Below are 13,636 nucleotides of genomic sequence, written 5' to 3'. Positions count from 1 at the left end.
TTAAATGGCAATTATACAGCTGTGAGACGCGCGCACGATTCAGGCAGTCGCCGCCTCGAAGCGGGCCAGCAGGTCCCACAGGCGCGGCAGGCCGGCGCGCACGGCGTCGAGCTGGCCCGCGTCCGCCAGGGCCTCGAGTTCGGCGCACAGCGCGCGCAGCCCATCCTCGCCCAGGTAGCCGGCGCTGCCCTTCATGCCGTGCAGGACGCGTCCGGCCGTGTCGCGGTCGCCCGTCGCCAACGCCTTGTCCAGTTCGATGCGGCGGCGCGGCAGGTCGGCCAGGAAGGCGCCGCGCAGGCGGTCCTTCAGGTCGCTCGCGCGCAGGATCGGCGGCGGCGGCGCGGCGGGAGCAACGGCGTCGCCCGGCACGTCGAACATCGCGTCCAGCTCGGCCGTCGACGGCGCGCGCGCGGCCGGCTCCGGCATCGGTGCGAGTTCGATGCCGCGCTGCAGCTGGCGCTCGATGGCGCGCGTGAGGTGGTAGTGCAGCTGCGAGTCGTCGATGGGCTTGGTGATGAAGGCATCCATGCCGCAGGCCAGGTAGCGCGTCCGGTCTTCCTCGCTGACGTTGGCGGTGAGCGCGACGATCATCAGGTGCTGGTCCAGCACGGGCGCTTCCAGCGGACCGCCGGCGCGGATCAGGCGCGTGGCCGAGGCGCCGTCCATCTCGGGCATGCGGCCGTCCATCAGGATCAGGTCGTAGCGCGTGCGCGCGCAGGCCGCCACGGCCAGCACGCCGTTCTCGACGACGTCGACCTGGTGGCCCAGCTCCTCCAGCATCATGCGCACGATGATCTGGTTGGTCGGATAGTCTTCCGCGCACAGCACGCGCAGGCGGTGCGTGTGCGGCGCGCGCGGCTGGTCGACGACGGAGTGCGGCTGCACGCCGTCCGCCAGCGGCAACACGAAGCTGAACGTGGAGCCCACGCCGGGCGTGCTGGCGACGCCGATCGTGCCGCCCATCAGTTCGACGAGCTGGCGGCAGATCGCCAGGCCCAGGCCAGTGCCGCCGTAGCGGCGCGTCGTCGTCGCGTCGGCCTGCTCGAATTTCTGGAACAGGCGCGGCAAGGCGTCCGGCGCGATGCCGATGCCCGTGTCTTCGACTGAAAAGCGGATCATGTTGCGGCCCGCGCGGTCGTGCTGGTCTTCCGGACGGCGCTCGACGCGCACGGTGATGGAACCGCTCTCGGTGAACTTGAAGGCGTTGCCGACGAGGTTCACGAGGATCTGGCGCAGCCGGGTCGGGTCGCCCACGACGAAGCGCGGCAGGTCCGGATCGAGGCGCACGGCGAAGCCCACGCTGTGCGCGCCGGCCTGCTCCTCGAACAGCGTGCCGACGTGCGAAATCGATTCGTCGAGCGCGAAGTCGATGTTCTCGATGGTCAGCTTGCCCGCCTCGATCTTGGAAAAGTCGAGCAGGTCGTTGATGATCGCCAGCAGCGACTGGGCATTCGCCTGGCCGCGCAGGATCTGCTCGCGCGTGCAGTCGCGCAGCGCCGTGTCGCGCAGCGCGAAGCCCAGCATGCCGATCACGCCGGCCAGCGGCGTGCGCATCTCGTGGCTCATGTTGGCGAGGAATTCGGACTTCTGGCGCGTCGCGTCTTCCGCGCGCTGCTTGGCCTGGTACAGCCGTTCCTCGTTTTCCTGCAGCGCGCCGTTGGCGAGCGCCAGCTCGTTCGTGCGGCGCCGCACCTGCCGTTCCTGCTCGCGCAGTTCCTCGGTCTGGCGTTCCAGCAGGCGGTTCTGCTGCTCGATGCGTTCCGTGCGCGCGCTGACCTGCTGTTCCAGCATGGCCTTCTGGCGGCGCAGGACGTCCACGCGGATCCGGTAGGCGCCGTAGCCGCAGCCGATCACCACCAGCGCGCACAGGGTGCGGAACCACCATGTCTTCCAGTACGGCGGCAGCACGGTCACTTCCAGCGTGGCGGCGGCATCGCTCCACACGCCGTCCTTGTTCGCCGCGCGCACCTGGAACGTGTAGCTGCCCGGATCGAGGTTCGTGTAGGTGGCGAAGCGCTTGCTGGCGTCGACGCCGATCCAGTCCTGGTCGAAGCCGACGAGGCGGTAGGCGAAGCGGTTGCGGCCCGGCGCGGCGAAGTGCAGCGCCGAGAACTCCAGCGAGAACACGGAATCCTGCGGCGTGAGCGTGATGCCGGACAGCCGTTCGATGGGCCCCGGCAGCATGCCCGGCCGGACGTCCTGCCACGGCTGGCCGAAGATCTGCAGGCCCGTGATGACGGCGCGCGGCGCGATCAGGTTGTCGTGCAGCGCGCGCGGATTGAATGCGGTGATGCCGTTGTTGCCACCGAAGTAGAGCGTGCCGTCGGCCACGCGCAGCGCGGAGGCGTCGAAGTACGCCCCTTCGATCGTGCCGTCGGTCGCGTTGTAGTTGCGCCAGGCGCCGCTGGTCGGGTCGAGCCGGTGCAGGCCGCTCGAGCTGGAGACCCAGATGAAGCCGTCGAGGTCTTCCTGCATCGCGGCCACGACGTCGTCCGCCATGCCGTCGCGCACCGTGTAGCGCTGGAAGCGCGGCGTGCCGTCGCTGCCGATCACCATGCGGTTCAGGCCCACGGCCGTGCCGACCCACAGGTCGCCGCGCCGGTCTTCCAGCAGGTAATGCACCTCGTCGTGCGACAGGCTCGTGGGATCGTCGGGATCGTGGCGGAAGTGGCGGAACTTGCCGGTGGCGCGGTCGAGCAGGTCCAGGCCGTCGAACGTGCCGACCCAGAACCGGCCGTGGCGGTCTTCCAGCATCGGCCGCACGATGTTGTCGGCCAGGCTCGCGGCCGCGGTCGGATCGTGCTGGTACGTCGTCTGCTTGCCGTCCGGGTCGATGCGGTGCAGGCCGCCGCGGGTCGCGGCCCACAAGGTGCCGTCGCGCGTGACGTGCACGTTGCGCACGTAGTTGGCATCGACGTCGTCGGTGGACAGCGGACGCCGCGTGATGCGCCCGGTCTTCGGATCGAAGTGCGCGAGGCCGTTGCGCGTGCCGAGCCACACCGTGCCGTCGCGGCCGCGCGCCACCGACGTCGCCATCGCGTCGCCCGTCAGCCCCGCTTCGACGGGCGCGAGGCGCCATGCCTGGTCCGCGCCGGTCGCCGGATCGAACAGGTGCAGGCCGCCGTTCGTGGCGAGCCACAGCTTCCCGCCGCCGTCGCCGGCGATGCCGCGCACCTTGTTGTCTTCGAGCGCGAGCGGCGTGTCGTCGCCGCGCACGATGCGCGCGAAGCCGCCGCTGCCCATGTCCGCGCGCGACACGCCGCCGTACCACGTGCCGACCCAGAACGTGCCCACGCGGTCGCCGTACAGCGCCGTGACCTGGTTGTCGCCGAGGCTGTAGCTGTCGGTGATGCGGTGCGGATGGCGCTCGAAGCGGCCCAGCGCGGGCAGCCAGCGGTACAGGCCGCGGTCGTGCGAGCCGACCCAGACCTGGCGCTCGGCGTCCTCGTACAACACGCTGATCTCGCCGGGCGGCATGCCGTCGTCAAGCCCGAACGTGCGCACGTCGCCCTTCGGCCCGAGCGACAGGCGTTCCAGGCCGCCCATGCTGCCGACCCACAGGCCCTGGCCCGCGTCGACCATCAGCGTCTGCACGAAGTCGTACTTGCCGCCGCGCGGCGACGGGTGGTGGCGGAAGTGCATCCGCTCCGGGTCGAGGCTGTCGAGGCCCGCCGCGGTGCCGATCCACAGGCGGCCGTCGCGCCCGCGCGCGAGGGCCGTCAGCTTGTCGGACGCGAGGCTGTCCGGCACGCCCGGCACGTGGTGCCACGTGTCGAAGCGGCCGGTCGGGATGTCGAAGTGCTGCAGGCCGTCGGCCGTCGCGAGCCACAGGCCTTCCTTGCCGTCGTCGAGGATGGCGCGGATGTGGCGGTTGCCGTTGCCCCGCTTGGCCGGTTCGTCGGGCACGAAATGGCTGAACGTGCCGGTCTTCGGTTCGTAGCGATCGAGCCCGCCGTCCGTGCCGATCCACAGCCGGCCCTTGCGGTCGGCGTACAGCACGCGCACCCAGTTGTTGGCGAGCGTCTTCGGATCGCCGACGACGTTGCGGAAATTCGTGAAGCGGTAGCCGTCGTAGCGCGACAGGCCGGACTGGGTGCCGAACCACATGAAGCCGTCCGGGTCCTGGACGATCGACAGCACGGATTCCTGCGCGAGGCCGTCGTCCACCGACAGGTGCTCGAAGCGCAGGGTCGGGGTCGGCGCCGCATGGGCGACAACGGCCCACAACAGCGCGAGGACCAGGAACAGGCATCGTTTCATGCTTCGAAAAACTCCAGTACGTCGCGGCGCCGGGCATAGGTGTCGCGCTGGCCCAGCGCCATCAGTTCGCGCGTATAGCCGCCTTCGAACAGCAAATAGGACGCCAGCGAGGCGCCGCGCGCCTCGATCGCCCCGATCCCGCCCAGCAGCGTGCGCACGGGCCCCGGCAGGTTGACCGCGTGGCGCGCCGCGATGTCGTCCAGGCGTTCCGACGGCACGATCGCGAGCAGGTCGATGCGGCGCAGCGGCGTCTTCGCCAGCGCCTCCTCCGGCAGCATGGACAGCGTCTCGTTGACGCGCTGCAGGCGCTCGATATCCATCGCGAGGCCGTCCAGGAAGATCGACGACAGCGCGTGGCCGGCGATCTGCGCCAGGCTCGGATAGCGCACGTGCGCCGGCAGGTGGTTCACGGTCTCGTTCATGCGCCCCGCCCCCACGACGAGCACGCGGCGCGCGCCCAGGTGGATCGCGGGCGCGATCGGCGCCAGCTGGCGCATCGAACCGTCGCCGCAGTATTCCAGATGGCCGTCGAAATACAACGGCACGGCCGGGAAGATGAACGGCAAGGCGCTCGACGCGAGCAGGTGCTCGACGCCGATCTGTCCCTGCAGGGCGAGGCGCTGGTGCCGCTTCCACGGTGCGATCTCGCGTTCGCTCTGGTAGAACGTGACGTGCTGGCCGCCGCTGTACGACGATGCGGTGACCGCGAAGGCGTCCAGGCAGCCGCTGGCCAGCGCCGCGTCCAGGCGCGGCAGGTCGAGCATGCGGTGCAGCAGGCCCACGAGCGGCGTGTTGTCGAGCAGCGACGTCGGCGGCGCGGCGTGCCACTGGCGCAGCATCCAGCCGAACGACAGCAGCGACAGCCAGCGCGCGCCGGAGCGCAGCACGCCCAGCGAATCGGCGCGGTAGACCTGCGTGACATCGATGCCCTCCCACACGTCCGCCAACTGGTCGACGGCGTCGCCGAAGTCGTCGGCGCGGCAGGCCAGGCCGGCCGCGTTGAGCGCGCCGGCGGACGTGCCGCAGATGATCGCAAACGGATTGCGCGCAGCGGGCCACCCCGCCTCCCCCAGGATGCGGGAGATCGCCTGCAGGACCCCCGCCTGGTAGGCCGCACGCGCGCCGCCACCGCTGAGGATCAAACCCGTTTTACATTCAATATCCACAGAGCAAGATTAGCAAACTCTGCTTAACTTGCGTTGAATAAATAGCACTTCGACAAACACTTCGTTGTTTTGCGGCCTCGACAAACAATCAAAACGTTCCACAACCGGCTGGCGCTCGCTGCTGGCGCTCGCGTGGGCACGGGGTGCCCACCCTACGGCAACTGCTGGCGCTCGCGTGGACACGGGTGCCCGCCCCACGGCAAACGCAATCATCGTGGTTCGCGTGGACACGGGTGCCCACACCCCACGGCAAACGCAATCATCGTAGGGTGGGCGGCCCCCGCCCACGCGAACGTTCAATCGCCTTTTGCCACACCTTCCCTGCGTGGGTCGGCACCGCCAAACCACAAGGGAACGCCGTGGATCTCCATGCGTGCAATGCCCTGCAGGCCGGACGTCTGCTCGAACACGCGCACGTCATGGCCGCGCGCTTGAAGGGCCTTCACCTCGGACAGCGGGAAGCGCCCGGCCTCCAGCTCGGTCGGGCCGTTGCGGCTGCCGAAGTTCGGCAGCGAGATCGCCTGCTGCATGTCGAGGCCCCAGTCGAGCGTGCCGACGAGGACCTTGGCCACGTAATTGATGATCAGCGGACCGCCCGGCGAACCGACCGCCTCGACGAATCTGCCCGTCTTCTTGTCGAACACGATCGTGGGGCTCATCGCGCTGCGCGGGCGCTTGCCAGGTTCCACGCGGTTGGCGATCGGCCCGTTCGCATCGCGCGAATCGAACGAGAAATCGGTGAGCTGGTTGTTGAGGATGAAGCCGTCGACCATCTGGCGCGAGCCGAACGCGTCCTCGACGCTCGTCGTCATCGACAGGCCCGCGCCATACGGATCGACGGCGACGATGTGCGACGTCGAATGCGCCTCGATCGAATTGTCCAGGCCCCAGTGCCACGCCGTCTCCACGCCCGGCGGATGGCCGGCTTGCGCCTTGCCCATCGACCGCTGCTTGACGAGGCTCGCGCGCTGCGACAGATAGGCCTTGTCGAGCAGCGCGGGGATGCCGCGGCCCGGCAGCGGGACGAAATCCGTGTCGGCGGCGTAGCGGTCGCGATCCGCATACGCGAGGCGGCCCACTTCCGAGAACACGTGCACGGCGTCCGCGCCCGGGATGCCGTTCGCGGGCGCCAGCGCCTTCATGTCGCGCGTCTCGAACATGCCGAGCATCTGCGCGACGGCGATCCCGCCCGACGACGGCGGCGGCATGCCGCACACCGTGTACGCGCGGTAGTCGTTGCAGACCGGCTCGCGCAGCTTGGGCTGATACGCGGCGATGTCGGCTGCGGTCAGCAGGCCGGGATTGGTCGGGTGGCTCTTGACCTTCGCCTCGATATCGCGCGCGATGCGGCCCGTATAAAACACCTCGGCGCCGCCGGCGGCCAGTTCGCGCAGGGTGCGCGCCAGCTCGGGATTCTTCAGCACGTGGCCGACGGGCCAGGGCTTGCCGTCCGGCGCATAGAAGTAGGCGCGCGCGGTCGGATCCTTGCGCAGATAGCGGTCCTCGGCCAGCAGGCTGTTCAGGCGCGGGCTCACCGCGAAGCCTTGCTCGGACAGGCGGATCGCGGGCTGGAACAGCGTCTTCCACGCCAGCTTGCCGTGCTGGCGATGGGCCAGCGCCAGCATGCGCAGCACGCCCGGCGCACCCGTCGAACGGCCGCCCACGATGCCTTCGGCCCGCGACATCGGCGTACCGTCCGCATGCTGGAACAGATGCTCGTCCGCCTTCGACGGCGCCGTCTCGCGGCCGTCGAACGCCTGCACCTTCTTGCCGTCGTAATACATCAGGAACGCGCCGCCGCCGATGCCGGACGATTGCGGCTCGACGAGCGTGAGCACCAGCTGCGTCGCGATGGCGGCGTCGATCGCCGTGCCGCCCTGTTTCAGCATCTCGTAGCCCGCTTCGACGGCCAGCGGATTCGCCGCCGCCACCATGTACTTGCGGGCGGTCCAGCCGGCCTTCTCGGTATAGCCGCTGGCGGCCTCGGGGGACTGCTGCAGCGCCGAAGCATCCTGGGCGAATGCAGCGACGGGGTTCAGGGCGGCGGTCAACACACCGCCCAGAAGGAGAGCTATTAACTTCGGGGCGAGCAACTTCTTCGTCATACGATTTCTCCGGGAATACCAGAGGGCATCGTACCCGAAATCGCTCAAGGGCTCACTTCGGCTGCATGCGGATGGCGCCGTCCAGGCGGATCGTCTCGCCATTCAGCATGACGTTCTCGATGATGGTCTTCGCCAGGTGCGCGTACTCGCGCGGCATGCCGAGGCGCGGCGGGAACGGGACCATCTTGCCCAGCGAATCGCGCACTTCCTGCGGCATGCCCATCAGCATCGGCGTCTCGAAGATGCCCGGTGCGATCGTCATCACGCGGATGCCGCTGCGCGACAGGTCGCGCGCCATCGGCAAGGTCATGCCGGCCACACCCGCCTTCGATGCGCCGTATGCCGCCTGGCCGATCTGGCCGTCGAACGCGGCGACGGACGCCGTGTTGACGATCACGCCGCGCTCGCCGTGTTCCAGCCCCTCTTCCTTGCCCATCGCATCGGCCGCCAGGCGGCACATGTTGAAGGTGCCGACGAGGTTGATGTTGATGGCGCGCTGGAACGCGTCCAGCGGATGCGGGCCGTCCTTGCCGACCGTCTTGATGGCCGGTGCGACGCCGGCGCAGTTGACGAGGCCGCGCAGGCTGCCCAGTTCGAGCGCCGCCGCCACGACGGCCTGGCCGTCCGCTTCCGACGTCACGTCGCATGCCACGAAACGTGCAGAACCGGGAAACCGAGCACCGAGCTCGGCGGCCAGCGCCGCGCCGGCTTCCTGTTGCACGTCGGCCAGCACGACCTTGCCGCCCGCCTCGACGATGGTGCGCGCGGTGGCCGCGCCCAGGCCCGAGGCGCCGCCCGTCACGATGAACACGTTATTCTGGATTTGCATCTGTCTCCCTTTCGATATGTTCCGCGTTAATTTCCGCTTATTTTCCGCTTATTTCCGTTTACGTAAACGTCAACCAGCGGATTCTAGCGGGGTTGGGCAAACACGTCAAAAACATGTGACGGTGGTCCCGTTCCGCGCACAAGCGCGGCCCGTGCTGCTGACGCCGGCATTGCCGCCCGCGTTGAAGGTATTGCCGGCCCCATCCGTGCAAACGATGCCTTGGCAGCCGCGGATGACGCTGGTGCTGGGCACGGTGGGCTGCGGCGCCGTCGCGGGCGGCGGAATCGGTACGGAGGCCGTCGCGGGCGGTGTCGCGCCGGACCGCAGCGGCCGCGGCGCCATCGCGCCTTCTCCCTGCCAGGCCGGGTGGCGGCGCGCGGCGCGGCGGCGCAATTCCTCGATCTGCTTGTCGGTGAGTTGCTTGTCTTGCGGCTGGGCCTGGCGGGCCAGCGTATCCGCTTCGTCGTGCACCTCGGCCGGGTCCTTGCGGACGGCGTCGGCGCCCTGCTGCGCACGCGGATTCAGCACGGGGCCATAGCTCAGCGGCGCCGGCGGCGGCGTGCGCGCCGGCTTGGCCGTGCTCGCTTCATCGGCCACGGCGGCGTCGCGGTTGGCCTGCTCCGTACGCTGGACCTGGTTCTGCGCGTGCGCCATGCACGACCACGCCAGCAGCACGCATGCAGTCAGTACATATCGTTTCGGTTCCATGATGGGTCGCTCCTCGCGTTCCATTATCGGCCGCACGGCGCCTTGCCGGCGCGCTGCTGTGCGTCGGATGGGTGTCAGGTGAGCGTCAGTTTCCTGCGCCACGCTGTCAAGCTGCCACGATGCATGTTTTTCAAACAAAAACGACAGGAGACGACCATGCAGACCCTGCAGGAGATGTATCGCGCCAAACGCGGCAGTGCCTTCGATGCCCTCAACCACGTCCGTGATGGCGACATGATCGTCGTCCCGACCGGCGTCGGCGAACCGCCCACCCTGCTGCACGCGCTGTCGCAGGAATGCCGGGGCTTCCACGACGTCCAGGTGGCGCAGATCCTCGCGATGCGCAAATACGGCTACTTCGCGCCCGAATGCCGGCCGCACGTGCGCCACGCGGCGCTGTTCTTCGGCGGCGCGTCGCGCGCGGGCGGCCAGGGCGGCTGGTGCGACTTCATCCCGAATTATTTTTCCGAGATCCCGATGCTGATCGAACGGGGCCTGATGCCATCCGACGTCGTGTTCGCGATGGCGTCGCCGATGAGCGCCTCCGGCAACTTCGCCCTCAGTCTCGGCACCGATTACACGATGGCCGCCGTCGCCAGGGCGCGCGCCGTCGTGCTGGAAGTGAATCCGCACGTCCCGTTCACGCACGGCCAGTGCCACGTGCACATCTCGCAGGTGACGGCGCTGGTCGAAAGCGAAGACCCGATCATGGAAGTGGGCCTGCCCCACATCGGTCCCGTGCAGGAAGCGATCGGCCGTCTCGTGGCCGAGCACATCGAAGACGGTTCCACCCTGCAGATCGGCTACGGCGGCATTCCGGACGCCGTCGTCATGCAGTTGACCGACAAGCGCGACCTCGGCATCCACACGGAGATGATCGGCGACGGCATTTTACGGCTCGTGGAAGCGGGCGCCGTCAACAACCGCCGCAAGACCCTGTTGCCGGGCAAGATGGTAGCGACGTTCGCGCTCGGCTCGCGCCGCCTGTACGAATTTATGCACCACAATCCGATGCTGGAGATGCATCCGTCGAACTTCACGAACGATCCGTATGTCGCGGGGCAGAACGACAAGCTCGTGTCGATCAACGCCAGCCTGCAGGTCGACCTGCTCGGCCAGTGCGGCAGCGAAAGCATCGGGCACCTGCCCTATTCCGGCACGGGCGGCCAGGTCGATTTCGTGCGCGCCGCGAACCGTTCGCGCGGCGGCAAGTCGTTCATCGTGCTGCCGTCCACGGCGAAGGACGGCACGGTCTCGCGCATCGTGCCGACCCTGTCGCCCGGCACGCACGCCACCACCAGCAAGAACGACGTCAACTATGTCGTCACGGAATGGGGCGTGGCGCAATTGCGCGGCAAGTCGGCGAAGCAGCGCGCGCAGGCGCTGATCGGGATCGCCCATCCGGACTTCCGGCCGTGGCTGCGCGAGGAAGCGGACCGCATGTGCGTGTTCTGAAATGAAAAACGGGACCGCGCGGGTCCCGTTCGTGTGACCGGCGTTACCGGTCAGTTGGGCAGTTCGCCGATGGCGCCGCGGGCCTGCCCGGCGCCGAGCGCGCCGGCCATGCCGTAGACCAGCAGCGCGCGCTGCAGTTCGGCGCGTTCGGCAACGTCGGCCTGCTGCATGCTGTCCTGGCGCGGTGCGTCGGTGGGCTCAAGGCCGAGGGCGTCGGTTACGCCCTTTCCTCGCAGATTGGTCGTCATGGTTTTCTCCATTTGGTTAGTAAGCTGGCGCGGCTTGTTCAATAAACAAAACCGCTGATGACGCTACTGTACCGCAACGGAGGCTAACTCGTCGCCATCTGTTTTGTTTTTACACCTATCTTCTTTCCGGGTGAAAATTTACTACACAATCCCCCATGCCGTGGCATGATGGCGCCTCGACGCGACCAGGAGACATGTATGAAACGAGTTGACGAGATCGGCAACGACGAACACGTGCGCGGCCCGGCGGATGCGGCGCTGACGGTGATCGAATACGCGGACTTCCAGTGCCCGTACAGCGCGCGCGCCCACGTCGCGCTGCGCGACCTGGACGAGCGGTTCGGCGGCATCCGCCTGGTCTACCGCCACCTGCCGCTGGCGCACCTGCACCCGCTCGCCGAACTGGCGGCGGAAGCGGCCGAGGCCGCCAGCAGCCAGGACCGGTTCTGGGACATGCACGACGCGCTGTACGAACAGCAGCGCCAGGTGTTCGACAAGCAGGATCTCGCCGTGCTGGCGGAAAGCCTCGATCTCGACATCGAGCGCTTCCGCACCGAGGTCCTGGAGCGCCGCCACCGCGCACGCGTGCAAGCGGATGCCGAACGCGCCCACCACGACGGCGCGACCGGCACCCCGACCTTGTTCATCAACGGCGTACGCTACCGCGGCGATTCGGACCGCGCATCGCTGGAAAGTGCGCTCAGCGAAGCACTCGGGCGCTGAACCGCTGCTTTCGAGGCTGCCCCTGCGGGTGCCTGCACGGTCGCGGCGGGTTTGCCGTACAGCGCCTGCGGTTCCGACACGGCCAGCCAGCCGCCGGCCGGCAACAGCGGCACGAGCAGCAGCGCCACGATGTTGATGATCTTGATGAGCGGATTCACGGCCGGCCCGGCCGTGTCCTTGTACGGATCGCCCACCGTGTCGCCCGTGACGGCCGCCTTGTGCGCATCGGAGCCCTTGCCACCGTAGTGGTTGTCCTCGATATATTTCTTGGCGTTGTCCCAGGCACCGCCGCCCGTCGTCATCGAGATCGCGACGAAGAGTCCGGTCACGATCGTCCCCATCAGCATGCCGCCCAGCGCCGCGGGCCCCAGCAGCATGCCGACGAGGATCGGCACGATCACGGGCAGCAGGGACGGCAGCACCATTTCGCGGATCGCGGACGCCGTCAGCATGTCGACGGCCTTGTCGTATTCCGGCTTGCCGGCGCCCGTCATGATGCCGACGATGTCGCGGAACTGGCGCCGCACCTCGATCACGACGGCGCCCGCCGCCCGCCCCACCGCTTCCATCGCCAGCGCGCCGAACAGATAGGGCACGAGGCCGCCGATGAACAGGCCCACGATCACCATCGGATTCGACAGCTCGAACGCGATATGTGTGCCGTGCGCCTCCAGCGCATGCGTGTAGTCGGCGAACAGCACGAGGGCCGCCAGCCCCGCGGAGCCGATGGCGTACCCCTTGGTGACGGCCTTCGTCGTGTTGCCCACGGCGTCCAGCGGGTCGGTCACGGCGCGCACCTGGTCCGGCATGCCGCTCATCTCGGCGATGCCGCCGGCGTTGTCGGTGATCGGGCCGTAGGCATCCAGCGCGACGATGATGCCGGCCATCGACAGCATGGCGGTGGCCGCGATCGCGATGCCGTACAGGCCGCCCAGCTGGAACGCGACGAGGATGGCGATGCACACGACCAGCACGGGATACGCGGTGGACTTCATCGACACGCCCAGCCCCGCGATGATGTTGGTGCCGTGGCCCGTCGTCGACGCTTCCGCGATGTGCCGCACGGGGGCGAACTCCGTGGCCGTGTAGTACTCGGTGATGTAGACCATCAGGCCCGTGAGCGCGATGCCGACCGTGGCGCAGCCCAGCATGCGCCAGCGCATCGCATCGTCCGGCCACACGAGCCACGTGACGGCGGCGAACCCGATCAGCGACAGCGCGGCCGACCACCACAGCCCCGTGTACAGCGCGTACATGATCTTGTGGCCCGGATGGTTCTTCACGAGCGAGCAGCCGACGATGGACGCGAGGATGGAGATCCCGCCCAGCAGCAGCGGATACACGGTGCCGGTGCCGCCCATCCCGGGGATCACCAGCGCACCGAGCAGCATCGTGGCGACCAGCGTGACGACGTACGTTTCGAACAGGTCGGCCGCCATGCCGGCGCAATCGCCGACGTTGTCGCCCACGTTGTCGGCGATGACGGCGGGATTGCGCGGATCGTCCTCGGGAATGCCGGCCTCGACCTTGCCGACGAGGTCGGCGCCGACGTCCGCGCCCTTCGTGAAAATGCCGCCGCCCAGGCGTGCGAAAATCGAAATGAGCGACGCGCCGAATGCGAGGCCCACGAGCGGCTGGATGACCTCATGCTGCGTGAGGGCAGCGTCGGCGCGCAGCATCAGGATCCAATAGAACAGCGCCACACCCAGCAGGCCCAGCCCGACCACGAGCATGCCCGTGATCGCACCGCCGCGGAAGGCGACGTTCAGCGCCTGGTCGAGCCCGGTCGCCGCCGCCTGCGCCGTGCGCACGTTGGCGCGGACGGACACGTTCATGCCAATGAAGCCGCAGGCCCCGGACAGCACCGCGCCGGCCAGGAAGCCGCCCGCGGTGGCCGCGCCGAGCAGGAAGTAGATGGCGATCAGCAGGACGACGCCCACGATGCCGATGGTGCGGTACTGGCGCGCCAGGTAGGCCGACGCCCCCTGCTGGATGGCCAGCGAGATTTCCTGCATGCGGCCGTTGCCGGGATCCTGGTGCAGGACCCAACTGCGCGACCACAAGCCGTAGAATACCGCGATGACGCCGCACGCGACGGCGAAGATGAGCTGCGCGGATGCCATGTCGTCCCCCTCGTTCTTC

Annotated in this window: 9 protein-coding genes; 2 read left to right on the top strand and 7 right to left on the bottom strand. The window is 68.5% G+C overall.

From position 1 onward, the window contains the following. Nucleotides 1–39: 39 nt before the first annotated feature. The 5 genes from ACEN98_RS23620 to ACEN98_RS23600 form a co-directional block, all read right to left on the bottom strand. The gene (locus ACEN98_RS23620; RefSeq protein WP_413387359.1) at nt 40–4,260 is read right to left on the bottom strand and encodes a two-component regulator propeller domain-containing protein; all 4,221 of its coding nucleotides are present in this window, start codon (nt 4,258–4,260) and stop codon (nt 40–42) included. After that, nucleotides 4,257–5,402 (bottom strand): patatin-like phospholipase family protein, encoded by a 1,146-nt coding sequence (locus tag ACEN98_RS23615; protein ID WP_413387358.1) that lies wholly within the window; start codon nt 5,400–5,402, stop codon nt 4,257–4,259. Before ACEN98_RS23615 ends, ACEN98_RS23620 begins: the two co-directional genes overlap by 4 nt. Nucleotides 5,403–5,722: 320 nt before the next feature. After that, the gene (gene ggt, locus ACEN98_RS23610) at nt 5,723–7,531 is read right to left on the bottom strand and encodes a gamma-glutamyltransferase (RefSeq protein ID WP_413387357.1); all 1,809 of its coding nucleotides are present in this window, start codon (nt 7,529–7,531) and stop codon (nt 5,723–5,725) included. 52 nt (nt 7,532–7,583) lie between these two features. After that, the gene (locus ACEN98_RS23605) at nt 7,584–8,360 is read right to left on the bottom strand and encodes a 3-hydroxyacyl-CoA dehydrogenase (protein ID WP_413387356.1); all 777 of its coding nucleotides are present in this window, start codon (nt 8,358–8,360) and stop codon (nt 7,584–7,586) included. A 105-nt stretch (nt 8,361–8,465) separates the two neighbouring features. Continuing rightward, the gene (locus ACEN98_RS23600; protein ID WP_413387355.1) at nt 8,466–9,068 is read right to left on the bottom strand and encodes a hypothetical protein; all 603 of its coding nucleotides are present in this window, start codon (nt 9,066–9,068) and stop codon (nt 8,466–8,468) included. Nucleotides 9,069–9,224: 156 nt separating this feature from the next. Here ACEN98_RS23600 and ACEN98_RS23595 point away from each other — a divergent pair, with 156 nt between their 5' ends. Next, complete coding sequence (locus ACEN98_RS23595) at nt 9,225–10,523, top strand: acetyl-CoA hydrolase/transferase family protein (protein ID WP_413387354.1); 1,299 nt, start codon at nt 9,225–9,227, stop codon at nt 10,521–10,523. 50 nt (nt 10,524–10,573) lie between these two features. Here the strand turns inward: ACEN98_RS23595 and ACEN98_RS23590 are convergent, their stop codons facing one another. After that, on the bottom strand, nt 10,574–10,771 hold the full coding sequence (locus ACEN98_RS23590) for a hypothetical protein (RefSeq protein WP_413338446.1): 198 nt from the start codon (nt 10,769–10,771) through the stop codon (nt 10,574–10,576). Between the two features lie 198 nt (nt 10,772–10,969). Here ACEN98_RS23590 and ACEN98_RS23585 point away from each other — a divergent pair, with 198 nt between their 5' ends. Then, complete coding sequence (locus ACEN98_RS23585) at nt 10,970–11,494, top strand: DsbA family protein (RefSeq protein ID WP_413387353.1); 525 nt, start codon at nt 10,970–10,972, stop codon at nt 11,492–11,494. Here the strand turns inward: ACEN98_RS23585 and ACEN98_RS23580 are convergent. Continuing rightward, on the bottom strand, nt 11,431–13,617 hold the full coding sequence (locus tag ACEN98_RS23580; RefSeq protein ID WP_413387352.1) for a sodium-translocating pyrophosphatase: 2,187 nt from the start codon (nt 13,615–13,617) through the stop codon (nt 11,431–11,433). The two genes, ACEN98_RS23585 and ACEN98_RS23580, sit on opposite strands and share 64 nt — an antisense overlap. Between the last annotated feature and the right edge of the window lie 19 nt (nt 13,618–13,636).

This window comes from Massilia sp. CT11-137 (genome assembly GCF_047302885.1).
GTDB classification, from domain to species: Bacteria; Pseudomonadota; Gammaproteobacteria; order Burkholderiales; family Burkholderiaceae_D; genus Telluria; species Telluria orientalis.
The sequence above is the reverse complement of the archived record's forward strand: the minus strand, read 5'-3'. Positions and strand labels throughout refer to the sequence as shown.